The sequence below is a fragment of the Collinsella sp. AM18-10 genome (assembly GCF_003471585.1).
Lineage (GTDB): Bacteria > Actinomycetota > Coriobacteriia > Coriobacteriales > Coriobacteriaceae > Collinsella.
The window spans coordinates 21834-47437 of record NZ_QRJO01000007.1 but is presented as its reverse complement, the minus strand read 5'-3'; the positions used below and the strand labels follow the sequence as shown (position 1 = coordinate 47437).

The 25604-nt window shown below is 56.8% G+C and carries 25 protein-coding genes and 1 tRNA gene; 9 read left to right on the top strand and 17 right to left on the bottom strand.

Annotated features, from left to right (window positions below; genetic code table 11):
- Positions 1 to 145: 145 nt before the first annotated feature.
- Positions 146 to 1150 carry a LacI family DNA-binding transcriptional regulator gene (locus tag DW211_RS06090; protein ID WP_118259840.1) on the bottom strand — a complete coding sequence of 335 codons (1005 nt, stop codon included), beginning with the start codon at positions 1148 to 1150 and terminating at the stop codon, positions 146 to 148.
- Positions 1151 to 1506: 356 nt separating this feature from the next.
- Here DW211_RS06090 and DW211_RS06085 point away from each other — a divergent pair, with 356 nt between their 5' ends.
- Positions 1507 to 3282: a lactose/cellobiose PTS transporter subunit IIB gene (locus DW211_RS06085; protein ID WP_117785939.1), complete on the top strand. Its 1776-nt coding sequence runs from the start codon at positions 1507 to 1509 to the stop codon at positions 3280 to 3282.
- Between the two features lie 66 nt (positions 3283 to 3348).
- Positions 3349 to 4788, top strand: coding sequence for a 6-phospho-beta-galactosidase (gene lacG / locus DW211_RS06080; protein WP_118259838.1), 1440 nt, complete (start codon positions 3349 to 3351; stop codon positions 4786 to 4788).
- A 414-nt stretch (positions 4789 to 5202) separates the two neighbouring features.
- Here lacG and DW211_RS06075 read toward each other — a convergent pair whose 3' ends face one another.
- Entirely contained in the window at positions 5203 to 6573 is a 1371-nt protein-coding gene (locus DW211_RS06075) for an ATP-binding protein (protein WP_118259836.1), read from the bottom strand.
- A 157-nt stretch (positions 6574 to 6730) separates the two neighbouring features.
- Positions 6731 to 7495 carry a DeoR/GlpR family DNA-binding transcription regulator gene (locus DW211_RS06070; protein WP_117716302.1) on the bottom strand — a complete coding sequence of 255 codons (765 nt, stop codon included), beginning with the start codon at positions 7493 to 7495 and terminating at the stop codon, positions 6731 to 6733.
- A 206-nt stretch (positions 7496 to 7701) separates the two neighbouring features.
- Here DW211_RS06070 and DW211_RS06065 point away from each other — a divergent pair, with 206 nt between their 5' ends.
- Entirely contained in the window at positions 7702 to 8754 is a 1053-nt protein-coding gene (locus DW211_RS06065; protein ID WP_118259834.1) for an aldose epimerase family protein, read from the top strand.
- Positions 8755 to 8948: 194 nt separating this feature from the next.
- Here the strand turns inward: DW211_RS06065 and DW211_RS06060 are convergent, their stop codons facing one another.
- Together DW211_RS06060 and DW211_RS06055 are read right to left on the bottom strand one after the other, a co-directional pair.
- Positions 8949 to 10214: an ATP-binding protein gene (locus DW211_RS06060; protein ID WP_158564966.1), complete on the bottom strand. Its 1266-nt coding sequence runs from the start codon at positions 10212 to 10214 to the stop codon at positions 8949 to 8951.
- Positions 10215 to 10668: 454 nt separating this feature from the next.
- Positions 10669 to 11151, bottom strand: a complete 483-nt coding sequence (locus DW211_RS06055) for a PTS sugar transporter subunit IIB (protein ID WP_118259832.1) — start codon at positions 11149 to 11151, stop codon at positions 10669 to 10671.
- A gap of 157 nt (positions 11152 to 11308) precedes the next feature.
- Between DW211_RS06055 and DW211_RS06050 the strand changes: the two genes are divergently transcribed.
- From DW211_RS06050 to DW211_RS06040, 3 genes are all read left to right on the top strand, one after another.
- A tRNA-Thr gene (locus DW211_RS06050) sits at positions 11309 to 11384 on the top strand.
- 257 nt (positions 11385 to 11641) lie between these two features.
- Positions 11642 to 12151, top strand: a complete 510-nt coding sequence (locus DW211_RS06045) for a hypothetical protein (RefSeq protein ID WP_118259830.1) — start codon at positions 11642 to 11644, stop codon at positions 12149 to 12151.
- A gap of 14 nt (positions 12152 to 12165) precedes the next feature.
- Positions 12166 to 12531: a hypothetical protein gene (locus DW211_RS06040; RefSeq protein ID WP_117736085.1), complete on the top strand. Its 366-nt coding sequence runs from the start codon at positions 12166 to 12168 to the stop codon at positions 12529 to 12531.
- Between the two features lie 134 nt (positions 12532 to 12665).
- On the opposite strand, the gene DW211_RS06035 is transcribed toward DW211_RS06040, so the two are convergent.
- The 3 genes from DW211_RS06035 to DW211_RS06020 all read right to left on the bottom strand — a co-directional run bounded on the left by DW211_RS06035 (position 12666) and on the right by DW211_RS06020 (position 15213).
- Positions 12666 to 13139, bottom strand: a complete 474-nt coding sequence (locus DW211_RS06035; RefSeq protein ID WP_118259828.1) for a YhcH/YjgK/YiaL family protein — start codon at positions 13137 to 13139, stop codon at positions 12666 to 12668.
- Between the two features lie 197 nt (positions 13140 to 13336).
- A complete protein-coding gene (locus DW211_RS06025) occupies positions 13337 to 14272 on the bottom strand; it encodes a hexose kinase (protein WP_118259826.1) in 936 nt (311 codons plus the stop codon).
- 59 nt (positions 14273 to 14331) lie between these two features.
- Positions 14332 to 15213, bottom strand: coding sequence for an aldose 1-epimerase family protein (locus DW211_RS06020; protein ID WP_118259824.1), 882 nt, complete (start codon positions 15211 to 15213; stop codon positions 14332 to 14334).
- Between the two features lie 156 nt (positions 15214 to 15369).
- On the opposite strand from DW211_RS06020, the gene DW211_RS06015 reads away from it, so the two are divergent.
- Positions 15370 to 15954, top strand: coding sequence for a flavodoxin domain-containing protein (locus DW211_RS06015; RefSeq protein WP_117772910.1), 585 nt, complete (start codon positions 15370 to 15372; stop codon positions 15952 to 15954).
- A gap of 75 nt (positions 15955 to 16029) precedes the next feature.
- Here the strand turns inward: DW211_RS06015 and nagA are convergent, their stop codons facing one another.
- The 8 genes from nagA to DW211_RS05975 form a co-directional block, all read right to left on the bottom strand.
- A complete protein-coding gene (gene nagA / locus DW211_RS06010) occupies positions 16030 to 17199 on the bottom strand; it encodes an N-acetylglucosamine-6-phosphate deacetylase (protein WP_117772908.1) in 1170 nt (389 codons plus the stop codon).
- 117 nt (positions 17200 to 17316) lie between these two features.
- Positions 17317 to 18483 carry an SIS domain-containing protein gene (locus tag DW211_RS06005; RefSeq protein WP_117772906.1) on the bottom strand — a complete coding sequence of 389 codons (1167 nt, stop codon included), beginning with the start codon at positions 18481 to 18483 and terminating at the stop codon, positions 17317 to 17319.
- 114 nt (positions 18484 to 18597) lie between these two features.
- Entirely contained in the window at positions 18598 to 19329 is a 732-nt protein-coding gene (locus DW211_RS06000; protein ID WP_089572401.1) for a GntR family transcriptional regulator, read from the bottom strand.
- A gap of 184 nt (positions 19330 to 19513) precedes the next feature.
- Complete coding sequence (locus tag DW211_RS05995) at positions 19514 to 20596, bottom strand: PTS system mannose/fructose/sorbose family transporter subunit IID (RefSeq protein WP_022094609.1); 1083 nt, start codon at positions 20594 to 20596, stop codon at positions 19514 to 19516.
- Positions 20586 to 21386: a PTS sugar transporter subunit IIC gene (locus DW211_RS05990; RefSeq protein ID WP_089572403.1), complete on the bottom strand. Its 801-nt coding sequence runs from the start codon at positions 21384 to 21386 to the stop codon at positions 20586 to 20588. The genes DW211_RS05995 and DW211_RS05990 overlap by 11 nt, the downstream gene beginning before the upstream one ends.
- Positions 21387 to 21476: 90 nt before the next feature.
- Positions 21477 to 21959: a PTS N-acetylgalactosamine transporter subunit IIB gene (gene agaV, locus DW211_RS05985; protein ID WP_089572404.1), complete on the bottom strand. Its 483-nt coding sequence runs from the start codon at positions 21957 to 21959 to the stop codon at positions 21477 to 21479.
- A gap of 36 nt (positions 21960 to 21995) precedes the next feature.
- Positions 21996 to 22277: a preprotein translocase subunit YajC gene (yajC, locus tag DW211_RS05980; RefSeq protein ID WP_022094612.1), complete on the bottom strand. Its 282-nt coding sequence runs from the start codon at positions 22275 to 22277 to the stop codon at positions 21996 to 21998.
- Positions 22277 to 22720, bottom strand: a complete 444-nt coding sequence (locus DW211_RS05975; protein WP_117564748.1) for a PTS fructose transporter subunit IIA — start codon at positions 22718 to 22720, stop codon at positions 22277 to 22279. Before DW211_RS05975 ends, yajC begins: the two co-directional genes overlap by 1 nt.
- A 701-nt stretch (positions 22721 to 23421) precedes the next feature.
- On the opposite strand from DW211_RS05975, the gene DW211_RS05970 reads away from it, so the two are divergent.
- Positions 23422 to 24060: a DUF2975 domain-containing protein gene (locus DW211_RS05970; protein ID WP_118259822.1), complete on the top strand. Its 639-nt coding sequence runs from the start codon at positions 23422 to 23424 to the stop codon at positions 24058 to 24060.
- A gap of 9 nt (positions 24061 to 24069) precedes the next feature.
- Positions 24070 to 24306: a helix-turn-helix transcriptional regulator gene (locus DW211_RS05965; protein ID WP_117564746.1), complete on the top strand. Its 237-nt coding sequence runs from the start codon at positions 24070 to 24072 to the stop codon at positions 24304 to 24306.
- A gap of 114 nt (positions 24307 to 24420) precedes the next feature.
- Here the strand turns inward: DW211_RS05965 and DW211_RS05960 are convergent, their stop codons facing one another.
- Positions 24421 to 25506 (bottom strand): hypothetical protein, encoded by a 1086-nt coding sequence (locus DW211_RS05960; protein WP_118259820.1) that lies wholly within the window; start codon positions 25504 to 25506, stop codon positions 24421 to 24423.
- Positions 25507 to 25604 lie beyond the last annotated feature (98 nt).

The window sequence follows — 25604 nt, the reverse complement described above, 5'->3', positions numbered from 1 at the left end:
ACAGAAACATTAACATTCAAACAAAACAGAACAATGCAAAACGCAATTTCGAGCTATGAACGGTCGATTTTCGCCCGTGAACGGTTTTTAAACCAATGCAAACAATATCGAACACAATTAGTGGCAACCCAAACAGGTCCACACCCTAGCGTACATCGCGCACCGTATCACCCTCTACGAGCATGCCGGGGATCAGCATGTGCTCCACGCCAGACGCAACCCCCTCGGCGCCGGCAATCTTGTCGACCGCCCACATGCCGACGCGCTTGTTGTCAAAGCGCACCGTAGTCAGGCGACGATCGGGCACGATATCGCCCAAACTATCGTCAACACCCACCACGCTTACGTCCTCGGGCACGCGCCTTCCGCACGACTCGAGCCCGCGAATGCAGCCGTAGGCCATGGCATCGTTGGAAGCATAAATGGCCGTACAGGTCGGATCGTCCGCCAGAGCCTGACCGGCAGCATACCCGCTCCGTGCCGTCCAATCGCCACGGACGAGTCGCGGCGGCTCAATACCATGCGCGCGCAATGTCTCACGCCAGCCCTCCTCGCGTTGCATGCCCGAAAGCGAGCGCTCGGGGCACGAGATAAAGTGCACGGTCCTGTGCCCCTGCCCCAGCAAGTACTCGACCACCTGGCGCGAGCAATCGAACTGGTCGTTATCGACCGTCGAGCACAGCGGGTGCTCCAGCATGGTAACGAGCACCGTCTGCATACCGGGCAGCGGCTCAAAGGTGCCAAAATCCGCCGGCATGCGGTTCATGATCACAACCATGCCGTCCACCGGCAGCGCGCTCATGCGCGACGATGCGCTCTCGAGGGTATACGGATGTCCATCTACTTTAGTAAGGGTGATGGCATAGCCATGTTTGTCGGCCGCGGCGGCAAAGCCCTCCATACGGTCGAGGTTGCCGGTACCGGTAATGTTGAACATGGCGACGCCGACGGTCTTAAACTTGCCGCGACGCAGCGAACGGCCGGCAAAGTTTGGACGATACCCCAGCTCGCGCATGGCGGCACGCACGCGCTCCTTGGTCTCGGGGCGCACGCTGGGCGAATCGTGCACGGTGCGCGAGACCGTCTGCTCCGAGACGCCCGCGAGACGCGCCACGTCCTTAACGGAAACCGATTTTTTAACAGCGGCCATAGGTCGATCTTTCTATGTCAACGATGCCATCGCGGGCATCCCAACAGACAAAATGAACGCCTCCAAGTATATCTAACGCCTCCCCCACCATACGCTCACCACCCAAAACCTACCGTTCACCGACAATTCCGCTTCCCCGGACGGCTTTTGTCGTCCAAATGTTAACGTTGCCATTGCGCAAACACAGAGCCACCGGGCGGCTCAAACGTTCACGCGTAAGGAATCGATGGTTCGCAGGCATAGGAACCACCGGTTCGCGTCTTTTTTTGTGTCGCAAAATGGCAACGTCAACATTTTGGCAACCGAACGCCAAAAGCTACCATCGTTGCTAACCCACCGACTCTTAGGAGCATTGTATGGAGCAACTCATCGCCATCATCGAAAAGGGCCAGCCCTTTTTCAACGCGATCGCCCGCAACAAGTACCTCAAGGCGATCCGCGACGGCTTTATCTCCGTCATCCCCATCATCATCTTCTCGTCCATCTTCTGCCTGGTAGCCTCGGTCCCCAACATCTGGGGTTTCTACTGGCCCGATGACATCAACAACGCCCTGTGGAAGTGCTACAACTACTCCATGGGCATCCTGGCCATCGCCTGTGCCGCCACCACGGCCAAGCACTTCGCCGACGCGCAGAACCGCGACCTGCCCAAGAATAACCAGATCAACTTTATCTCGTGCATGTGCGCGGCCATCATCGGCTTCCTGCTCCTTTCGAGCGACACGATCGCCACGGACGCCGCCAGCGGCTTCAACACCACCTACCTTGGTTCCAAGGGCCTGCTGACCGCCTTCATCGCTGCGTTTGTGACCGGCATCATCTACAAGTTCTTCATTAAGCGCAACATCACCGTCAAGATGCCCGAGCAGGTTCCGCCCAATATCTCGCAGACCTTTAAGGACATCATCCCCTTCTCCGTCTGCATCACCGTCTTTTGGGTCTTTGACATCGTCTTCCGCGCCGCCTTTGGCTTCTGCTTTGCCCAGGGCGTCATCCAGGTGTTCCAGCCCCTGTTCACCGCTGCCGACGGCTACATCGGCCTCGCTGTAATCTACGGCGCCATGAGCCTCTTCTGGTTCGTGGGCGTCCACGGCCCCTCGATCGTCGAGCCCGCCATCGCCGCCGCCCTCGTTGCCAACATGACCGACAACCTGGCTGCGTTCCAGGCCGGTCAGCACGCTTCCGCTGTCCTGACCCAGGGTGCCCAGTACTTCGTCGTCTGCATGGGCGGCACCGGTGCCACGCTCGTCCTGGTCTTTATGTTCTGCTTCCTGGCCAAGTCTCAGGAGATGCGCGCCGTCGGTAAGGCCGCCATCGTCCCGGTCTGCTTTGCTGTCAACGAGCCGCTGCTGTTCGCCGCACCCATCGTGCTCAACCCCGTCTTCTTTGTCCCGTTTGTCTTTGCCCCGATCGCCAACATCTGGATCCTCAAGATCTTTATCGACTTCTTGGGCATGAACGGCTTTATGTACACCCTGCCTTGGACTGTCCCCGGCCCCATCGGCACCATCATGGGCTTGGGCTTCCAGCCGCTCGCCTTTGTGATGCTCGCCCTCATCTTGGTCGTCGACTTTGTCCTGTACTATCCGTTCTTCCGTGCCTATGACGCCCAGAAGTGCGCCGAGGAGGCCGAGATCTCCCAGGAGGAGCTCGCCGCCAAGAACGCCGAGAAGGCCGCCAAGCTCAACGACGCCTTCCAGGGCAAGGCCGATGCCAAGAGCGTTGCCGCCGGCGCCGCAGCCGAGGCCGTGAAGGCCGACGCCCCTGCCGCTTCTGCAGCACCCGCTGCCGAGGCAACGACCGCCAGCGACCTCAACGGCAAGCGCGTGCTCGTGCTCTGCCAGGGTGGCGGAACCTCGGGTCTGCTCGCCAACGCGCTGGCCAAGGCTGCCAAGGAGCGCGGCATTAACCTCGAAACCGCTGCCGAGGCCTATGGCAACCACGTGGATATGCTCCCCGACTTTGACCTGGTCGTCCTGGCCCCGCAGGCCGCAAGCTACCTGGCAGACCTGCAGAAGGACTGCGGGCGCGTGGGCAACAAGTGCGTCGCCTGCCGCGGCAAGCAGTACATCGAGCTCTCCCAGAACGGCGATAAGTCTCTCGCCTTCGTAAGCGAGCAACTCTCGAAGTAACTAACGCCCAGGGCCAGTCGACCATCAACAGCCGGCTGGCCCTTCGATTTAGACGATTGGATCATCATGTCCGTTAATCCTGCTAGCGTCACCAACCCGCCCGCGCAGTTTCCCGAGGACTTTGTCTTTGGCGGCGCCACTGCTGCCTACCAGGTAGAGGGCGAGACCCGCACTCACGGTAAGGGCAAGGTTGCCTGGGACGACTTCCTGGAGGCCCAGGGGCGTTTCTCTCCCGATCCCGCTTCGGACTTCTACAACCAGTACCCCGTCGACCTGGAGCTGTGCGAGGAGTTTGGCATCAACGGCATCCGCCTCTCCATCGCCTGGAGCCGCATCTTCCCCAACGGCACCGGCGAAATCAACCCCGAGGGCGTCCAGTTCTACCACGACCTCTTTGCCGAGTGCCACAAGCACCACGTTGAGCCGTTTGTCACGCTGCATCACTTTGACACGCCGCTTCCCCTCTTTGAGAAGGGCGACTTCCTCAACCGCGAGACCATCGACGCCTTTGTGGACTTTGCCACCTTTTGCTTTAAGGAGTACGCCGACCAGGTGACCTACTGGTTCACCTTTAACGAGATCTGGGCCGACGCCTCCAACACCTACATCGAGGGCACCTTCCCCGGCGGCGTCAAGGCGCATCTGGCCGAGGCTTTCCAGTGCGAGCACAACATGATGCTCGCCCACGCCAAGGCAGTACTGGCCTTCCACAACGGTGGTTTTAAGGGCAAGATCGGCGTCATTCAGTCGCTGGAGTTTAAGTACCCGCTCAACGAGAACGACCCCGCCGACATCAAGGCCGCCAACAACGAGCACGTGCTGCAGAACCAGTTTTTGCTCGACGCCACCTTCCGCGGCGACTATGCCCCCGACACCCTCGAGTGCGCCAACCGCCTGGCTGCCGTCTCGGGCGGCACCATCGAGATCCAGAACGAGGACCTCGAGATTATGCGCGAGGCAGCGCTCTACAACGACTACCTGGGTGTCAACAACTACCAGTGCCGTTTTTTGAAGGCTTACGATGGCGAGAACGACCTGCACCACAACGGTACGGGCGAGAAGGGCACCGGCCGCTGGCGCGTCAAGGGCATTGGCGAGCATGTGAACAAGCCCGGCATCCCCACCACCGACTGGGACTGGATCATCTATCCCGAGGGTCTGTTCGATCTGCTCGTCTACATTAAGCAGCGCTACCCCAACTACAAGCAGATCTTCATCACCGAGAACGGCATGGGCTACAAGGACCCCTACAAGGACGGTTTTGTGGATGACCAGCCGCGCATCGACTACATCGAGCAGCACCTGCGCTGGTTGCTCAAGGCCATGGAGGTGGGCGTCAACGTGGGCGGCTACTTCCTGTGGAGCCTGCAGGATCAGTTCTCCTGGACCAACGGCTACAACAAGCGCTATGGCTTCTTCTACGTAGACTTTGAAACCCAGAAGCGCACGCCCAAGGCAAGCGCCTACTGGTACAAGCACGTGGCGGAGACTCGTCGTCTGGACTAATGGCCTGCGGTTAGCGTCTGGCGGAATTGCCCCGCTCACATAACCTGTCCCCATTTCTCAGCCGGGGGCGGCACGTCACACGGCGCGCCGCCCCCGGTCTTTATGTTTTTGGACGGGTCGTCGAGGGCCGTTTGTCTCGATCTGTAACATCTAGCCGAGTTTTTCGGTCCTACCTGTTACAGATCGAGATGAACCGGGGAGTCCGAGCCGGATTGTCTCGATCTGTAACACTAAACCCGGTTTTTGATGTCCAGTTGTTACAGATTTAGATAAACGTGCGAGCCAATCCCTTCAATCTAAATCTGTAACAACTAGCTTGTGTTTTCGCCCCTAGCTGTTACAGATCGAGACAAATAAAATAGACCGAGCTGACAATCTCAGCCGCATGCCCCCTTTTTGGCCGCATTCCACCGATCAGATAAAGATCGTCATATACAGAGGTAGATATATCCTATGCCCTTCAGCCCTGAGCTGTTTTGGGTGAAGAACTATCTCCTCTCCGACTCGTCGTTCAAATCTTCTGCCGAAATCGTCAAGTGAAATTGTTGAATACGATTTGGAAGATTTAACTTCAACAGGAGTGACCCGCGGTTTTCTAGCCGCATCTTCAAAGCCGCGCGAAACAAGAAAATCAATCTCACGCGTTCTGGGACGACTCCCCTCCGTTTTGGAAGGCTCCTGCCAGCTGTAATAAAAAAGCGAATGCCCCAGACTCTTGAGCTGCTGTGCCACGATATTCTCGATCAACATTCCTTTATTAATCGAAATTCTTCCAAACTGAATATCTCTATGGACATCCATAAGGTCCGGACCATCATCAAACGCCAAGCTCACGAGCAATCCCGTGTCCGCCATATAGCATTTAAGCGAAGACGCGTCCTCGTGCAAGCGGTAACCCACGCTCGGATCGCTGCATAAATAGCAACGGTTAATCAGTCGCGCATCCTCAAGCCAAATTAACGCCGACTCATATGTCTCAAAACGGGACCCTTTCTCCAAGCTGTCAAATTTAAACCGTTTATTTGCCGCAGATAATTGACCCGGAATGTCGTCATAAACCGCCCGCGCACGTCTAGCGTCCGAACCTCCAAACTTGGCAATGTCCTCCCTGTACAGCGCGATAATCTGCCGTTTAACCCTGTCGCTTCCTCTAAAATCATTCTCTGCCACAAAGGAATCTACCGACTGAGGCATACCACCGACAAGCATATACTCATCAAACAATCTCATGCACGTCGCATGAGCACCGTCCGGAAGCGCGGTCCGAGATTCGCACGCTTTACGGATCTCTTCCGCGTAAAGATCCTTTCCGGTCGCCCAAAGATACTCCTCAAAATCGAGGGGCTCGAGAGGGATTCTTTCTTCCTCTGACGGAATAACAATGCTTTCGACATTCTTTTTGATGGAGACGAGAGAGCCCGTCTCGATGTAATCAAATCTGCCGTCTTCTACAAGATGCTTTATGTATTCGCGCGCGATGGGAAACCGCTGCACTTCATCAAAAATGACCAGTGATTCTCTCGGCACGAGGGCCTTGCCATACTGCAGCTGAAGCATGCGTAAAAAAAGATCGACATCTTCACGATGATTCAGAAATATATCGAGCGTGGCTTTGCTTGCAGCCGAAAAGTCAATGTAAAGGTAGTCCTTGTATTCATTTTGCGCGAAGCACTTGACGAGCGTCGTTTTGCCAACGCGTCTTGCACCCTCAATAAGCACCGCAGTGCGCCCTTGCGAGCGTTCTTTCCACTCCTGCAGACGATCATATGCCTTCCGTTTAAACATAATCTCACCTCAGCATAATTTACGTGCTAGTTTACAAAAATACCGACCTTCAGATATATCTAATAATACAAAAATACCGACCTTTAAATGAGCTTATATCTACAAAAATACCGACCATTGCAATGGCCGAAACACGCAATATCTCCCGCGGCACTCGCTAGCAAATGACCTGCGTGTGCTCCTCGATGGCGGCGCGGTCCTCGTCGGCAATATCCGGCTCGCACACCACGGCGTCCAAGCTGTCCAGGCGGCAGAAGGTGTAGAAGTCGCGTTTGCCGATCTTGCTGGAGTCGGCGATCAGATAGCGCGAGTCTGCCTTGCTAAAAGCGAGCTGCTGGATACGGCCCTCGTCCATGTTGGACGTAGACACGTCACCGTCCAAGATGCCGTTGGCGCCGATAAACGCCGCATCGATGCCCAGCGCGCGCAGGGTATCCTCGGCCGTTGGTCCCACAAAAGCGGCGGTGCGGCGACGGTACATACCGCCCACGAGGCACAGCTCGCAGTCTTCGCGCGCCTCGAGCAGGTTAAATACCGAGAGCGAATTGGTCACAATGCGCAGGCGAAACGTCGGCAGCATCGAGGCCATCTGCTCAACCGTGGTGCCCGTACCCAAAAAGATGGTCGAGCCTTCCTCGATAAGCTCCACAGCGCGGCGTGCGATCTGCAGCTTTTCCTCGGCATGCTTGGTGCGCTTTTCACTGTGCGAATACTCATGGCGCAACATGGCGTGGGGACGGCCCTGCGCACTGCGGGCTCCGCCGTGCACGCGCTCGATCTCGCCTAGGCTCGCAAGTTCTTCGAGGTCGCGGCGAATCGTCATGTCCGAAACGCCCAGCGCATCCGAAATCTCCTTGACCGAGACCGTGCCCTGCTCCTCGAGCAGCTGACGAACCTTATCCTGTCGCTCTGCCTTAATCACGATGAATCCTCGCCGTTCTTTGCGCGCATATCATTCAAACAGTAACGAACAAATTGTATCAGACTCGTACGCGTCAAAAATGAACGCCCGCGCAGCTCCAATCATCACTTTTTTGAGAAAAATACCCCCAGCTTTAGTGGGGTGTAGTGATAATCTCGCCTGTTCGCGCTACAGTTTGTCGGAAATACCTCGATGTTAGGAACCAAATGATCACTTCCGAGCTTTTCGGCACCGCGCCGTGCGGTACCCCCGTTCATCGTTACACCCTCAACGGGCCCGAGATCTGCGTTCGCATTATGGACTATGGCGCCACCGTGCTGGGTATCGATGTGCCCGACATTCCCGGCAACGTGCGCGATGTGGTGCTGGGCTTCGATAAGCTCGAGGATTACTTTGACAACCCCGCCTGCTTTGGCGCGACCATCGGCCCCGTGGCAAACCGCACCGCGGGCGCCACGATCACCATCGACGGCACGGACTGGCATATGCCCGCCAACGAGGGCGCCAACAACCTGCACAGCGACCTTGAGCACGGCCTGCACAAACGTGTGTGGGATGTTGAGCTCGACGAGGTCCATAACGCCGTGCGCATGACCACCTCGCTTAAGGATGGCGAGCTGGGCCTGCCCGGCAACCGAACCTTTACGGCCGTGTTTACCGTTACGCGCACCGGCTGCTTCCGTATCGAATATGGCTGCGAGAGCGACCGCGCCACGTACGTGTCCATGACCAACCACACGTACTTTAACCTTGCCGGCCATAACGCCGGCATGGACTGCGAGCACTTCTTTGTTGCTAACGCTGCCCACTACCTGCCCATCAACGAGCAGAACATCCCCACCGGCGAGATTGCTCCGGTCGAGGGCACGCCGTTTGACTTCCGTGAGTTGCGCCCCGTCGCGCCTGGCATGGAGGCCGACGATCCGCAGATTAAGCAGGCCCGTGGCTACGACCACTGCCTGTGCATCGATGGCTATCAGTATGGCCGTAATCTGCGCCGCGCGATGCACGTTGAGGAGATGTGGGCCGGTCGTGAGCTGGACTACTACACCACCGCCCCGGGCGTGCAGCTCTACACCGGCAACTGGCTGGGCGACGAGCACGCCAAGGACGATGCCAACTACGGCTGGGGCGCTGGCTTTGCCCTCGAGGCCGAGATGTACCCCGACACACCACACCAGCCGCTGTTCCCGCAGGGCATTGTGGGCCCGGGTCACCCCTACAGCAATGTGATCGAATACCACTTTATGAGGCACTAAGCCCATAACGCAACATATCGCACAGCAGCGCCCGCCGGCACCACCGCCGGCGGGCGTTTTTCTACCTAGTCATTGGGGACGTTCCTAAATGACTAGTCGTTGGGGACACTCTTTGCCGAATGTGGCCGCCGCATCATCGATGATGCCGTGTCCTCGCGCGCAATGGTGGCGTCCGTCCCGCTTCGACCGTCGCGTTACGGCGCGAGAACATCCAGCGGAACAACTTGGACGCCACGCTCGGTAACATAGGCTTGCGAACCAAACCCGATGATCACGACTTTCGAAACCGGCGGGTTGTTTCCGGCGGCAACCATGCGTTTCTCGACAGCAACAAGGCTGTCAGACGCCTCTTCGATTTGAGCAGAGCTGAGTTTAACTTCGACCGGAATCCACGTTCCGCCGGGAGCCGCAATGACCGCATCGACTTCTAGATCGCGAGAATCATGATAGTGATAGAGGCCCATTCCGTTTGCTCGCGCATAAACCCACAAATCATGAAGCACCAGCGATTCAAAAAGCAGTCCGAGCGTCTTGAAATCTAGCAGTAGTGTCTCCGGGGTCGCCCCGAGTGCGGCGGCCGCCAGCGACGGGTCGGCGAGGTGATGCTTCTTTGAGTCTCTTAAATGCACCGGAGATCTCATTGCAGGGTTCCACGCGGGAATATCGCGAACGAAACTAACCCGAGCAAGAAGAGATATATATGATGCCGCCGTCTGTCTCGACACCTCTCCGCCAAGATCGGCTACGAGCGTCTTGAGTGTCGCCAAAGTGGATTCATTGCGCGCAAGCGATTCGATGACGGCTTTGACCTTCTCAGGGTCGCGGCGAGAGCCATCAACACGAGATAAATCTTCTTCGGCGACTATGCCGATGTAGCGTTTGGCCATCGCGGACGCCGCCCGCGCATCGTGTCCGACCGCGGCGGGCCATCCACCGCGAACAACGCACTCGGCAATCGAGGCAGAATCCAGCGACCCGAAAGCTCCATTGAACTTTTCGCCAGAAATAATGCCCGATAGCTTAACCGCACCGCTGGATTTCCCGAGTTCGAAAAGCGTCATGGTGTCCATGCGCAGTTTGGCGAATCTTCCAGCGCCGCTGTGCATCGGGCGTTCGTCGTCTCGCGGTGTTGCCGATCCCGTAAATATGAACTGACCGGGCTCACCGCCGCGGTTGTCGCACTCAAACCGTGCCGCGTCCCAGAGTTTCGGAACCTCTTGCCACTCGTCAATCAGCCGTGGCACCTCGCCAGAAACGGCAAGAGCCGGGTCAGTCTCGGCGCGTAAGCGATTCTCGAAGTTGCGGGACGGGTCCATGAGAAGGAGCCTGGACGCCGCACGGGTCTCGGCCGTGGTCGTCTTTCCACACCATTTCGGTCCTTCGATGAGAACGGCACCGAATATACCCAGCAGCTGGTCGAGCTCATTTTCGACAATTCTAGTGTAGTACTTTTTTGGCATATTTATCACCATTGCTACCAGCGCGTTTAACTTAATTTACAGTTTACATTTAACCAAATTTCGGTTCTGTGATTAACCATATTTACGCAATTCAATTAACGAAACAGATTTAGGAGCCATTTTTGCGAACGGCTTAAGCTGTGGTGCAGTCATTGACGTTCTAAAAGACTAGTCGAAAGGGACACTCTTTTCATAGCTCCGACACATGCGCCAACATGCCTGAAATCGGCGCGCTACAGATTGCGCCCATCTACTACTTTTACTCCCGCACCCCTGACCATACGCCCCTATTTTCAAAAATTGCACGTTCGCTACCTGCAGTTTTAATATTGCGATTTTCATCGTGCTTCGAGGTAAGCGACCAAAAGTAGTAGATGGCCCCAATTCCTGGCCGAGGGTATCTCGCCGCTCCTCCACGGGAAAATACGATCCGTTTTCCTCCGCCCCCAGGTAATCACGTGAGCAGGTTCTCGATGGGATCGGGGTCGGAGCTGGGGAGATAGCGGATTTCTAGTTCTACGCCGAGCTTTTGTAGCTCTCTGAGAGCAGCGACGTCTGCATCGCCTATGGCGACTGCGGGCGTTACAGAGCGCTTGCCCTCCCCTGCTTGCATATGGCCAATGCTAATCTTGGTGATCGGCACACCGCCCTTAACCAGCGCGAGTGCATCCGTGGGCGACGCCACCATGATGAGAATCCATTGGCGCGGCGTTGCGGTATGAATGATGTCGATGGTCCTTTGCACCGAGAAAAACCGCGTCCACACGCCATCGGGCGCCGCCACCCTCATAGGGGCCCATTGGCGCGAATCCGCCGCGATCTCATCGTTGACGATTAGGACAAGGTTGGAACCCACGGCTTCGTTCCACAGCTTAACGTCTTGCCCGTAAATGAAACGGTCATCGATGCGTGTGAGAAGAATCTTGGGTTGAGCCATCGCTGCCCCATTCTGTTTGAGACCCGTAAGAGCAAGACATCGCGTCTCCAATATTAGTGCATGAAAAGTGAGAAAAGCTGCCAGAACCCTTGCGCGGATTTGCGATGTCCCGTATCATAGACACCCGTTGGCGCCTCAGTTGCGTCACCACATGGCCGCCAGCGTAGCTCAGTTGGTAGAGCACCGCTCTCGTAAAGCGGGGGTCACCGGTTCGAGCCCGGTCGCTGGCTCCATTGAACAAGATAGCCGCCTTCGGGCGGCTTTTTTGTTGCCGATTTTGAGTGCGTGCGCGCCAATCCAAGCATCGCCACGTCAACAGCGGCCCACTCGGTGGACTTCGGGTTTAATGCTTAGAGGCGGGGATTTACCAGAGTGAAATTTTAATGAAAAGAAACCCAGCTGCAACAATTGCCATGGTGAGGGCTCGAATTGGCCATATAGATCTAAAATAGTCACAATATACAAATGTCGAGAGGCATTGGGGATATAGATGAAAAGAACTAAGGGTTTTCTTTTGTTGGTATTGATGCTGCTCGGACTGTTCTGCCTGAGTGGCCCTTCTTGGGCCGAGGCTGTCTGTCCTGAAGGTGAGCCTCAGCAGTCTTATACGGGCAGCCTGCTGATAACTGCTAAGGAGGGCGATGCCGACTCTCAGTCTGGGGTAAATCCCCTTGCCACTTTTGAGGGGGACGGCGGAACGGTCAAGCTTGACCATATTGGTAGCGGGATTTTGAGGTGGCAAGTTCTTCCGGACAAAATTGCGAACGATCCCTTCTCTTTTGCTGGAACGATATATCTATACAAGGTTGTGAGCGGAAAACAAAAATACGTCGATTGCTATCCGACAAACGGGTCTGGAATTGCATTCACCGGCATTTCGGGGCAGATTGATACACATGTACGAAAGGGAACCTATGTGGTGCGTTGGGTTGGAGCTGCTGCAGGCCCGATATGGATTGCGGTCTTGCGCCCCGATGTCCAAATAGGTTTCTCTCTCTAGACGGGAAGTTGCTCATGGACGCCATATATGACGGGGATGACTGGGTCGATCATTATACTTGGCGCCTGGTCGGCTCGAACGACAATGGGGATGTGGTGTTTGATGGACTATGTCCAAAGCATCTCCATCCTTTTGTCTCGTCGTTAATTGAGAGTTCCGCTCGTGTTGCCCCCTACAGCTCGGCATCGCTTCATGATACGGACGTTTTGAAGACCATAAGGGAGTCAATTGACGAGGGCACGATGAGCGGCCCGCTGTTTTCTCGGCTTGTGGGGCTAGATGAGATTGGCTCGAAACGACTGCTTGCGGGCGAAAAAGTGGAACTCACTTATCGGTCGATGATTTCAATCCTGCGGCTAGCCGATGTTCTTCGCAAATAAATGAGGCTTCCCTATTCAAAAACAGAAAACCCCGCCAAGCGTGATTCCCCCAGGGAAATACGCTTGGCGGGGTCCTAGCGTGATTTCCCTGGGGAAATCACGCCATCAGACGCGCAACTCAGCCGAGCAGCGCGTTACTCCTCCCAGTAAGCGTCTGCAAGCAGCTTAAAGCAGATCTTCTTGACCGGCTGCGCGCCATCGCCCGGGAACTCGAGTGTGGGCATGTGAGGCTCGCCGGCAACGAACAGTGCAAACTTGTCGTCAGCAAGATCGCCGGCGATCGAAGCGTCGGAATCGACCAGGTCGTAGTCGTCCTTCTCGTCAAACTCCTGGACCAGCGTCAGGCTGCCCGTGGCAACCTTAAAGGCCTCGCGACCCTCGACGTCGATCTGCAGGTCGTGATAGCGCTGATGCGTCTCATAGTGAGCCTCAGCCTCGGGACGCGTCGTGGGAGACATGACGTTCGCAAAGACCTTCTCACGCAAAATCGGATGGCTGCCGACCTCGAGCTGTGCCGGGTCGTTCTCCTCGAGCCAGTCGATCAGCACGTCGAGGCCCTTGAGCATTCCGCGGTACTCCTCGATATCGCCCAATGCACCGTAAATCATCTAAATCCCCTCTCGGATCGCTTCTTTGGCGGCTACTCGGCAAACGCGTTACCGACGCTGTTGCCACCCACATACGCCTCGACCAGGGTAAGGTCGGGATTGAACACGACAAACTCGGCGTCGCGCCCCAGCATAATGCTACCGCACTTGTCGTCGACATGAGCTAGCAAGCAATGCCGGGGCCGACGCCCAGGCTTTTACAGCTCGGTCACGACAACGCCGTTGTAGACCTCGTCCCAACGGTCCATGACCAGATGGCCGGTCATGGGATCCATGGCATTGAGCTTGCCGCAGGTGTTGGCGGTACGCAGCACCGTCTCGTCATCCGCGCCAGCAGCAATCGCATGCGCGAAGCCGGCAATGGTCGAATCGCCAGAGCCCGTAGCGTTAACGGCGGGGATATCGGGGGTCTTGGCGCGGAATGCACGGCCATTATGGAAGCCCACGGAGCCGGCAGCGCCCATGGACACGACGACCCAGGGGATATCGGAGAAGCGGGCATCAGAGGCGAGCGCGGCGCGGAGCTCGTTCACATCGTCGGTGGTAAAGCTCGTACCCAAAAGGCCGTTGATCTCGGTCAGGTTAGGCTTGACCAGCTCGGGCTTAATTTCGGACTTAAGGGCGGCCTCAAGCGAAGCACCCGAGGTATCGAGCAGCACCTTGGCGCCGGCGTTCTCGGCAATACCCGTGATCTTGGCGTAGTAGCCCGCCTCGACACCACGGGGCAGCGAACCCGAGATGGTAACGACAGCGGCCTTGCTCGCAAGCTCGGCGAACTTGGCGGTAAAGGCATCGAGCTCCTCGGGGGCAATCGTCGGGCCGCTCTCGAGTAGCTCGGTCTGGTTGCCGGCGTGGAGGATGTTAAGGCAAATGCGAGTCTCGCCCTTGATGGGTACAAAATCATTCTTAATGCCGTTGGCATCCATGAGCTCGGCCATGTAGGCGCCCATGTGGCCGCCGAGTAGACCGGTTGCCACAACGTCGTCGCCCAGCTGACCCAGTACACGGGCCACGTTGAGACCCTTGCCGCCGGCGGTCTTTTCGGGCGTCACACGGTTAACGTCGTCGATAATGAGCTCATCGAGCTGATAGCGTGTATCGACGGACGGGTTCATCGTAACGGTGAGGATCATTTTTAGCTCCTTATCTCGCAGGCTCCTTGTGCCTCGCGATACGAGTCGACAAAACGGAATTACAGAATCTCAATCGTGAACGAGCGAACGACGGTCTCCTTGGGCTTGGCGACAAGGCAGCCACGCTTATGCTCAAGCACGTCGTCCTCATCGGAGCAGGTCGAAAGGCCGCCCCAAGGCTCAACTGCCACAAAATCACCCTCGGGCTTGCTCCACACAATGAGATATGGGAAGCCCTCAAAGCTCAGGCGGACGCCCTTGTCCTCGCCCTTTTTGGAAAGCGTGACCTGGCGGCTCTCGAGCACGTCAAAGATGGTCTCCGCAAAATCGAAGAGCTCGTGCGATAGAGGCAGCGTCTTTCCCACCATGGGGTTCTTGGAGCGCTTATCCACGTCAATCAAGCCAGTCGAAGGGACAGCGGTGCAAAGTTCTGCAGCCTCTTCTTTCTCAAAGCGCAACTCGTAGTCCGTATAGGCCTCGCCCTCATCGAGCGGGCACCTAAAGCCGGGATGCCCACCGATAAAGAACGGCATGTCCTCGGTGCCCTCGTTGGTAACCTCATAGGAGACACGCACGGCGGCGTCCTCGAGCGTATAGCGGGCGACGAGCCTAAACGGATACGGATAATCGCTCAGCAGCGCGGCGTTATCCTCCGAAGCCAGACACACAGCCAGCTCGTTCGTGCTTTGGCTCAGCAGCTTCCACTCCTGCTTGCGCGCAAAGCCGTGGCGAGCGAGCTTTACATGATGCCCGGCAAACGTCATGGCGCTGTTGTCGCGCAAGCCTCCGCAAATCGGGAAGCAAATCGGCGCCTGGCCGGACCACACGGTGGGATCACCCTGCCACAGATACTCGCGACCGTCGGCCTCAATCGAGGTAAACGAGCCGCCGGCCGTAGACACCTTAATAGAAATCGAATCGTTGGAGAGAGCGTATTCCATTGCCCATCCTTTCGAACAACTGCTTTTTGCTCGCAAGTACCCGTCTCGGCCCTGACCAAAGGACAAACCCGCACGTTCATCGATGTGTCCGGTATCCCAGCCATGCAACGGGGTACCATATAGACATTGATGCAATTACAGCTGAAAGGCGTTCTTATGCGAACCATCATCCTCTATGCCTCACGCCACCACGGCAATACGAAAAAGCTCGTGGACGCCATCGTTGAGGCGCACCCCGAAATCGATACCCTCGACGTCAAGGCGCTCGGTAAAAACGAGTACCCCGACCTGCACGAATACCATCTGATCGGCGTCGCCACGGGCATTTATTACTCCGAGATCGACAAAGATATGGCGCGCGTGCTCACTAACGTGCTGCAGCCGCAGGACAAGGTGTTTGGCCTTATGACCTACGGTGGCAAAAACAAGTGGTACGGCAAGGATATCGATGGAATCTGCCGCATGAGGCAGGCCATCTTTATGGGCGTCTACGGCTGCCCCGGCTTTGATACGTGGGGGCCGTTCAAACTCACCGGCGGTGTCCAAAAGGGACACCCGACCGCTGAGGAAATTAAGGGCGCCGTCGACTTCTTCGACAAGATCGAAGACGAGTATGGCGACATCATCGTCGAAGAGTACGCCAAGCGCGAGAAGCGTCTAGCCTACGAAAAGGAGCATCCTGCGGGAGGTCTTGTGGCCGGCGTTAAGCGCACGGCAAAGAAGATCGCTAACAAGCTGTAACTGTTAAGGTGCTTTTGAGCGTTTAACCCATACGGCGGGTCCGAGCAGATTCGGGCCCGCCGTCTTTTTCTATCGTTACTCGGTAAAGGCGTTGCCGACGCTCTGGCCGCCAACATACGTCTCGACGAGGGTGAGCTCACGGTCGAACACGACAAAGTCGGCGTCGCGACCCGGCATGATGCTGCCGCACTTATCCTCGATGTGCGCGGAGCGCGCCGGCACCTCGGTTGCCATGCGAATGGCGATATCGGCGCTGGCGATGCCCCAGTCGACGATGTTCTTGACGCCCTGGGCAAGCGTGAGCACCGAGCCGGCAATGCTCTTGCCGTCGGCGAGCCAGCACAAGTTGTCCTTCATGATGACGTCCATGCCGCCACTGGTGTAGCTGCCCTCGGGCATGCCGCCGCAGCCCAGGCAGTCGGTGATGAGCACCGTATGCTGCCAGCCCTTTGCCTGCAGCAGCGCCTTGATGGCGGCAGGGTTCACGTGCTTGCCGTCACAGATGATCTCGGCGTAGGTCTCGGGCGTGGACATGGCAGCACCCACGACACCGGGCTCACGGTGATGCAGCCCGCGCTGGCCGTTATAGGTATGCGTAAAGCAGCTGGCGCCGGCGTTGATGGCGGCGATGCACTCATCGTAGGTGGCGTCGGAGTGACCGATGCTGGTCACCACACCCTTGGCGTTCAGAGCAGCCGCATAAGCAGCGGCACCGTCGCGCTCGGCCGCCATGGCGCTCTTAACGATGCGGCCACCCGCAGCCTCCTGCCACTGATCGAAGACCTCCTCGGAGGGGTCGATCAGATAAGCGGGGTTCTGCGCGCCCACGTGCTTCATGGTAAAGAAGGGGCCCTCCAGGTAGATGCCCTGAATGCGAGCACCGCAGAAGTCGGGGCCGCGACCCTCGTCCGCCTGGGCGATGGCGGCGCAGGCGTCCTTGATCTGCTCGACGCCATCGGTGAACGTCGTGGGCAGCCAGCTGGTGGTGCCGCGACGGGCGAGCTCGGTCGAGCTGATATCGATGCCCTCGGGATCGTTATCGGTAGTCGAGTGGTTATAGAAGCCATGGATGTGGGTGTCGACCATACCCGGTGCGATCCACGATCCCGTGTAATCCTTAATCTCGCAAGAGGGCTCGTCGGCCTGCCAGGCGCCAAAGACGCCATCCTCGACCATAAGATAGCCGCCCAGTTGCGGGCCTGCCGGCAAGAAGAACTTGTCAGCCTTAATTGCGTACGTGCTCATATGCACTCCTTGCTTCTAAAGCAGTTGACTGTGGTGATGCTTATACCCAGCTCACGTAAAACAAAAAGCGCCCGCCCGCCGTTATGAGCGGACGGGCGCCCTTACAGGGGGACGCGATTAAGCGGTGAAGGGGTGAATCGTCACGCCCTTGACCACGCGGTTGACCGTGCCGGTGGGGCTCGGCGTATCGGGCGTGTTGCCCACGCGCACGGAGTTGAGCAGGCTGATTGCCTGGGCAAACATCACGAACGGCAGAGCAAGGTAACCCTCGGGGAGTGCCTCATAGCCCTTAAAGGTGAAGGACTCACCCTCGTAGACAGTAGCGCCATCCTGCTGAACGGCAACGGTGTGCTGAGCAATATCGTCGCCACCGATCTCGTTGAGGATGTCGATGTCGTACTGACGGGTGTAGGCGTCGTTGTTGACGAATACGAAGACGAGCGTCTTATCGTCGACGAAAGACTTAGGTCCGTGACGATAGCCCATGGAGGTGTCGTAGGAAGTAGCAACCAGACCGTGAGCGAGCTCGAGGATCTTGAGCTGGCTCTCCTGAGCAAGGCCGCCAAAGGAGCCGGAGCCCAAGTAGGTCACGCGGTTGAAGTCGCCAGCGAGGTAGTCGGCAACCTCGGACTCGCGAGCGATGACCTCCTCGCCCATCTTGGCGATGGTCTCGACCCACTCGGCCTTCTGCTCGTCGGAAGCCTCGTCAAAGATGAGGGTAGAGAGCAGGGTCATGCAGGTGTAGGAGCCGGTCATGGCGAAGCCCTTGTCGTTGGCGCGCGGAATGAGCAGCGTCAGCGCGTTGGGATCATCGGCAGACTCAACGGCGAGCTTGCCCTCGGGAGCGCAGGTGATGTTGAGGAACTTGACGTTGTGAACGAGCTCCTTGGCAACGGCAACGGCGGCAAGGCTCTCGGGGCTGTTGCCAGAGCGGGCAAAGGAAACCACGAGCGTGGGATCCTCGGCGCGCAGGAAATCGCGCGGAGCGCTCACGATGTCTGTCGTGGCGATGGGCTTAAAGTCGTAGAGATCAGTGTTGCCAGCGTGACGCAGGTACGGGGCGCAGGTATCGCCAACGTAGTCGGACGTACCGGCACCGGTGAAGACAACGGACAGACGGCCCTCGCCCATAGCACGAGCCTCGGCCAGGAAGGCCTCGATGGCCTCCTTGTTCTCGCGATAGATGTTGAGCGTATCACGCCAAAGCTCGGGCTGCTGAGCAATCTCGGCCGTGGTGATCTGGGCGCCGAGCTCGGTGAGCTCCTCGACACTCTTCTCGAACATTTCTAATACCTCTCTCTAGAAGTAATCCTCTGACGTGCAATTATACACTTCGGTTGGTTATCTGGTAGTAACCAGTTAAATGCAAAGAATCACCATATGGAAACGATGCGGACACTAGTTGCTACGCTGATGGTAAACCTTGTATTTAAACTGATCGGCACGAGCAACCGAGAGTGTATACTCCACAACCTCGTTTGACTCGTTATACGTAGTCCTGACCAAATCGAGCACAGGCGAGCCCTCGACAATTCCCAAAAGGTGGGCGTCGGTGGGACGGGCTATGCTCGCATAGAACTCCTCTTCAGCCACGCGTATCTTTTGCTGAAAGTCCTGCTCAATCACATCGTAAAGCGGCTTGCGCTCCAGCAGCGGTCGCTTTAGGGACAGAAATTGACGAACCGGTAGATAGCTGCGTTCGACCATCATGGGCATGTTGTCGGCAGAACGAAGGCGCTTGAGCTTAAAAATGCGATCACCGATACGTAATCCCATATGCTCGGCCAGATTCTTATCGGCCTCCATCTCGCAAAAATCGAGAATCGTGGTCTCGGGGTCGCGACCCATCGCGCGCATCTGCTCGGTAAAGCTGTAGGACTGCATAAGATTGGTTGCCTTTGCCGAACGGTCGGTCACAAAGGTACCGCGACCGTGCTGCCGAACCACCAGTCCTAAACGCTCCAGTTCCTGCAGAGCCAGGCGTACCGTAGTGCGCGAGAGACCATAGCGCTCCGAAAGTTCGCGCTCGGAAGGAATCATGTCACCGGCGCGATATTCATGGTCAATCTTTTCGGTCAGAATATCGACCAGCTGATCGTACAGCGGTTGCTTACGCGCTCCAATCGCCATCCTATCCTCCCTTTTGCTCAAACTAGGCTACTACCTTGGGTGTTAAGCATTATCGGTCTGCAACACCCGAATCATCAAGAAAACAAAAGCCGCGCGCTCTTTCGAGCACGCGGCTTTTAACATACACATGGCTTAAGGGGTCGGGGTGTGAGCCGCGTAGGGACACACCCCTCAAGCTAGAGCCTTACCAGATGCTCGGCCAGAGACCAAGCGGGCCAGCGCCCAGGATGCCCAGGACGAAGAGCAGCAGAATGCCCTTGGTCGGGGTCCAGCTGTGCTTAGCGAACATGTAGTAAAGCAGCAGCGTAAGCATAAGCGGGACGAGCTTCGGGACGATGGTGTTGAGGGTGTCGGCAACAGAGAAGTTGACCGGATCCTCGGTGACGGTGCCGTAGGTAACGGACTCCATGCCGTTGCCCAGATCGGTGACGCCGCACTCGACAGCGTTGCCGTCGGCATCGGAAGCGGTGAGGGCGTTGCCGTCCTCATCGGTCATGGCGATGGTACCGGCCTCAGCGGTCTCGGTATCGATGCCCTCCATACCGGTGAAGTTCTCGGCCTCCTTCTCGGAGACGATCACGGTAGTAGCGGAGAGGCCACGGGTGGTGCCGTTGGGGATCTGGAGGTTGATCTGGGTGCCACCCATGGTGACGACCAGGCAACCGACGACGAAGACGCCCATGATGGAAGCGGCACGCGTGAAGGCCTGCATGTTGGCAGTCAGAGCGTCAATAGCGCTGGTGCCAAGCTTGTAGGACCAGTTCATGAGCCAGAAGCGCAGAGCGAACTGGACGACGTTGAAGATCACCAGGAAGATGATCGGCGCAGCGGCGTTGCCGTTGATGGCCATGTTGGAGGTGATGCCGGCCGTGATAGGCACGAGCGTCAGCCAGAACAGGGCGTCACCGATACCACCGAGCGGGCCCATTGCGGCGACGCGGACGGCGCGGATCGTGGGGATGTCAACCTTGTTCTGCTCGAGCGAAAGCACGATACCCATAACAAAGGTGACGAGGAACGGGTGGGTGTTGAAGAACTCCAGGTTGTGGCTCATGGAAGCCGCGAGGTCGTTCTTGTTGGTGTGGATCTTCTCCAGACCGGGGATGATGGAGTAAAGCCAGCCAGCGGCCTGCATGCGCTCGTAGTTGAACGATGCCTGCAGGAAGCAGGAGCGCCAAGCCATCTTGTTGAGGGTCTTCTGGTCGAGCTGCGGAGCAGGAGTGAGATCCTCGTAGTGCTCCGGGATCACATACTCATTAGATGCCATCTTCGAAGTCACCTCCGTCAGAAACAGCTGCACCCTTCAGCTCGGTCTGCTGCTGGAAGTCCCAGAAAGCGATGCCGAAGCCGATGAGAGCGAGGATGAGCAGGGCAGGGGTTGCCAGGGAATCGTTGGCAACGGTGATGAGCGCGAGGCCAAAGCCCATGAGGAAGAAGCCCCACATATCGCGGTTCATCATAACCTTGAGCAGGACGGCGAAGCCGACGAAGCGCATCATGCCGCCTGCAGCGGACAGACCGGTCTGCAGCCAAGTCGGGATGGCGGAAGCGATGGTCTGACCGATGGTAGCGCCAGCGATGAAGAACAGGGTGACGACGACAGCGAAGATCAGGCCGAGCAAAGCCATGGCGAAGTAGTTCAGACGCTCGATGCCCTTGGTGTCAGCGTTATGAGCCATGTTGTCCGCGGAGGACATGAGGGGCGACATAAGCGTGAAGACCAGGGTAACGCCGAGCTGACCAAGCAGAGCGAACGGAATGGCAAGGCCGACTGCCGCGTTGGGCTCGAGACCCGTAGCGATAGCGAGAATGGCTGCCATGATGCCGCCGATGACGGCGTTAGGCGGCTGAGCGCCTCCGATCGGCATGTTGCCGATCGTCATGAGCTGATAAGTACCACCCACGAGAAGACCGGTGTTGAGGTCGCCAAGGATAAGACCGATGACGGCGCCGGTGACGATGGGCTGATAGAGAGACTCGAGGAAGTTGAACTGGTCGATTGCCGCGACGAACGTGACGATGAAGACCAGAGCGACCTGGATGATCGAGTATTCCATCTTGCTCCTCCTTTCAAAATGTATGTACGCACTTTGGATATCACGTACAGAACGTCAGGGTTTCACTCCTGACAACGTGGATCACGAGGATTACGAGAAGAGCTTGCTCGTGTCCTCAACAGGCGTGCTCGGAACGCGCCTGATCTCCAACTCCACCCCCAATTCCTGCAGCTCTTTAAACGCAGCGACATCCTCGTCGTTAACTGCGACGGAGGTGGCGACTTGGCGCTTTCCTTCCGACATGTGCATGTTGCCGATGTTTACCTTCTTTATAGGCACACCGCCCTTGACGAGCGTAAGCACGTCTTCCGGTGTTTCGGCCACGATGAAGATCTTCTGGCGCGGGCTCGCCTTGCCAATGACGTCGATGGTCTTCTGCAGGGAGAAGAAACGCGTAGCGACGCCGGCGGGAGCGGCCATCTTCATGAGGTTCTGGCGCATGGTGTTGGTCGACACATCGTCGTTGGCGACGAGGATAAGGTTGGAGCCCAGGGTGGAGTTCCACTGGGTAGCGACCTGACCATGGACCAGTCGGTTATCGATGCGGGTAAGAAGAATGTTGGGTTCTGCCATGTTGATCAGCTTCCTTTCGTTATTTGCTGACGACAGTTACTTGATCTCCTGAATCGCGTAACGCGAAACATCTACGACGGCACCGGATCGGACTTTGATCTGGACCTTTTCGCCTTCGATGCCTTTGACGGTTCCGTAGATACCGCCGGCGAAAAGAACCTCCTGACCCGGCTTGAGCTCCGTGTGCAGCTCCTTGAAGTACTTCTGCTTCTTCTTCATGTTGATTTGCGACCAGATGGTGTAAATCAAGCCCATGATGACAAGCAAGCCTAAAAGGGCGACCGAGGAGCTCAGGACGTTGGCTCCGAAATCGGCCATTAGATGCCGTCCTCGTCACCGAAGATATCCTCTTCCTCGGCACCAGCGACGGAGGCAACCGTCTGGGCGGTGATGCCCGTCTGGCCAACGGTCACGGCCTGCTCGCCAAGCTCGGCGAGCGTAGCGTTGCCGCGGAGGAACAGAAGCTCAATAACCATGGGAAGGTTCGTGCCAGTCAGAATCTCGACGTTGTCGACATCCTGGGCAATCATCATTGCCTGGTTGAACGGGGTACCACCAAGCAGGTCGGTAAAGACGAGCACGCCATCGCACTCCTCGCGCATGGCGGTGATAGCGGCGCGGAGATCCTCACCGTAGGAAGCAGCCTGGTCGCCCTCGAAAGGAACGACGGTAAAAGCGGGCTGATCACCGGCGACCATAGCGATAGCGCTTGCGAGGCCGGGTGCGAACTGTCCATGACCGGTAAGAATAAAGCCAACCATTCAAATTTCCCTTCCGAAGGTGTGTACGATCTGAGTCCGATGTTTTCGGAAGCCAGCGGGCGGACGCCCTTAAAGCTTCTTGGAAAGCGTTCTTTGAAGACCAGTGGTCTCTCAACTGGTAGTAACCACGTGACGTGTTGTTGTCACTATATCATCACAGAAGAGGTCGCTTTCGCTGATTCACGCAGTAAAACGTTTTTGCACCGCTCACGGCGATAAATCGACCGTTTACCGCTCGTTAACACTTCTACCTGCGGCTTTGAAACCGTTTCGAAATGGTTCGACGAATGATCGGAACCTTTTCTGTGCCTAAACAACGCAGGGTGGCCAAAAATGGCATGTAGAAAAACTGCAGGTCATTGTGAAGATTTGTGAATTGGTCTTTTTGACTTAATACCAGTTAGAACCAGTTTAGAAATTATCGGTGAACGGTAGTTTTCGACCGCTCAGCGGTTATTTCCAATCGTTTACGGCCGTTTTCCTGGATGAATTGGGGAAACCCGATGAAGCACTTGCGCGGTTGCGGGAAATTTCGATACTCGTCCATCCCCCACGTGCCAAACTCTCACTCCCTAAATATGCCATAAGCTCTCGCTATTCGTCTTACAAACATAACTTACTCTAATCTGTATTTGTTTATCGTTTATCATTAAGTATGTTATAAGATTTAAATATCATCCTAGACATTGGTTGGAGGAGCTATGATCCGCTGGAACGTATCCAAATCGAATGAATCCATCAACCGCGAACAGGCAATAGCCGATCTGAGGAAGCTCGCTCACATCTGCAAATGGGCCACAATCTGCACCGCCGTAGCGCTCGCTCTGGGACTTCTCGCAGTCATTGCAATCGAGCTTCTACTCATATTGCCTAGCCTCTCCCAAGGGTTCTGCCTCCAATCCGTAGAGCTTAATGCCGGCGAAGGGCCATCTCTCGCTCTCGTCGGCGCCAATGAACAGACCCCTCTTATGCTTGTCGCGCACGACGGTCATACTGCCATAGGGAGCGCCATGATGACATGCCTTGCGCTTGCCATTGTGCTAAGCGCATACAGGTTTTTCTCCGCCATTGAAAAGGCGGGCAGGCCCTTTGACCTCGAATGCATCCGCATACTACGTCAAGTAGGACATTTGTTCCTTATTGGCGGCGTTGCTGTGAAGCTTCTTGGTGCCATAGTCACGGGGCTGATACTCTCAGGATTTGGCGGCAACTTTACGGATGCGCTTGGCGGCCAGCACCTCGACCTCTCTATGGTCTTTGCAGGCCTGATTATTAGCCTGATTGCCAGCGTCTTCCAGTACGGGTGTATCCTGCAAATACAAGATGACGAGTTGCTCTAGGGGGAATCCATGATTATTCTGCGGCTCGACCGCATGCTCGCCGAACGCAAGATCTCATCCAAAGAGCTTGCGGAACGCGTGGGCATCTCCCAGGTCAATATGTCGCGCATCAAGACGGGCAAGGTTTCTGCCGTGCGCTTTTCAACTCTTGACGCGATATGCCGGGCACTCGACTGCCAACCGGGCGATGTACTGGAATATATGCCTGACGATGAAGCCGATAACCTCTTTGGACTTAAAGATTAATTGAGATTATTTAACTACCGGTACCTCCGACGTAATAAGCCCGCTAGAACGGATATCGTTCTAGCGGGCTTATTCAGATAGTTCGGCTACGCGATCGGTAAGCTCAGGCAGATCTTACGCAAACAGGCCGTAAATGCTGATGTTGGCCTTGGCGTACAGGCTGTTGGCGTACTCGGTCCACTTGGAGCTGGCGCTCGAAGCCTGCGAAGAATACTGCTGGTAAGCGGTGTAATAGGCGGTCATGGCCTGCTTATAGGTGGCGCTATCGGCGGTAAAGGCATCGTCGGCGAAGGCCTTAGCGTAGGTGCTGTCGGCGTCCTTCCAGGTGCCCTTCGAGCTATCCCACTCGTCGCCGGCAAGTTTGATGATGTAGTCGGCGTAGTCCTTGCTCGCAGTCTCCTCGTTGCCGTCAGAAGGCTCGGTCGGAGCGGTCGGCATGCTCGCGGAAGCATCGCCCACCTTCTTCTTGTAGAGCTTCTGCAGCGTCGCGGACTGACGGACGATCTGCTTGGCCTGATCCTTGGACACGCCGTACTGTTTTGCCATGGTCTTGTAGTCGGAGGTGCCGATGGAATCCTCGGCGTACTTCTTCATCTCCTTAGAAGAGACGGTAATGCCCTCGTCCTCGGCAGCATCGAGCAGAATCTTGTTGCGCACGTAGGACAGGATGACATCGGCAGAAGGAGCGGTGTAGTTGCCATCGCTATCCTTGACGGTATCGAGGCTGTACTGGCTCTCGATGGCCTCGCGCGCGGTGATGTCGCTCTTCTTGCCGTTATAACTATAGCTTGCCACGGTCGAATCGAGCTGGTCCTCGGTCAGGGTCGACGAACCGACACCCTTGCCGCCAAAGCCGCCATTGCCAATAAAGAAGCCGACCACCGCAGCGATCACGACTGCAACCACGAAGGCGGCGATCATCGTCTTCTTGTGCTTGGATGCATGGTCGTCCGCGTCGGAGTCGTCGTCCTCGTCCTGTTCCTCGGGCATGAGGTTCTCGTCGGCGGCGTCCGCGGCGACCTTTGCCTCCAGGCGAGCGTCCTCTTCCTCGGCGGTCGTGCCGGCAGCAATGTGCTCGGCAGACGTACCGGCGACCAGGTCGATCTTCTCGTCCTCATCACCGTCGGGGCCTTCGCCGCGCTCGATGATCTGGATGCCGTCGATCTCGTCCTTCTCGTCCTTCTTTTGAATCAGACCCATATCAGTTACTCCTTGTTAGGAAACATAGTCTTCAATAGAATACGCCCGACGAGGCGCCGGGCGTATTGATTCTTAGGTTATACGCAAACACTTAAGTA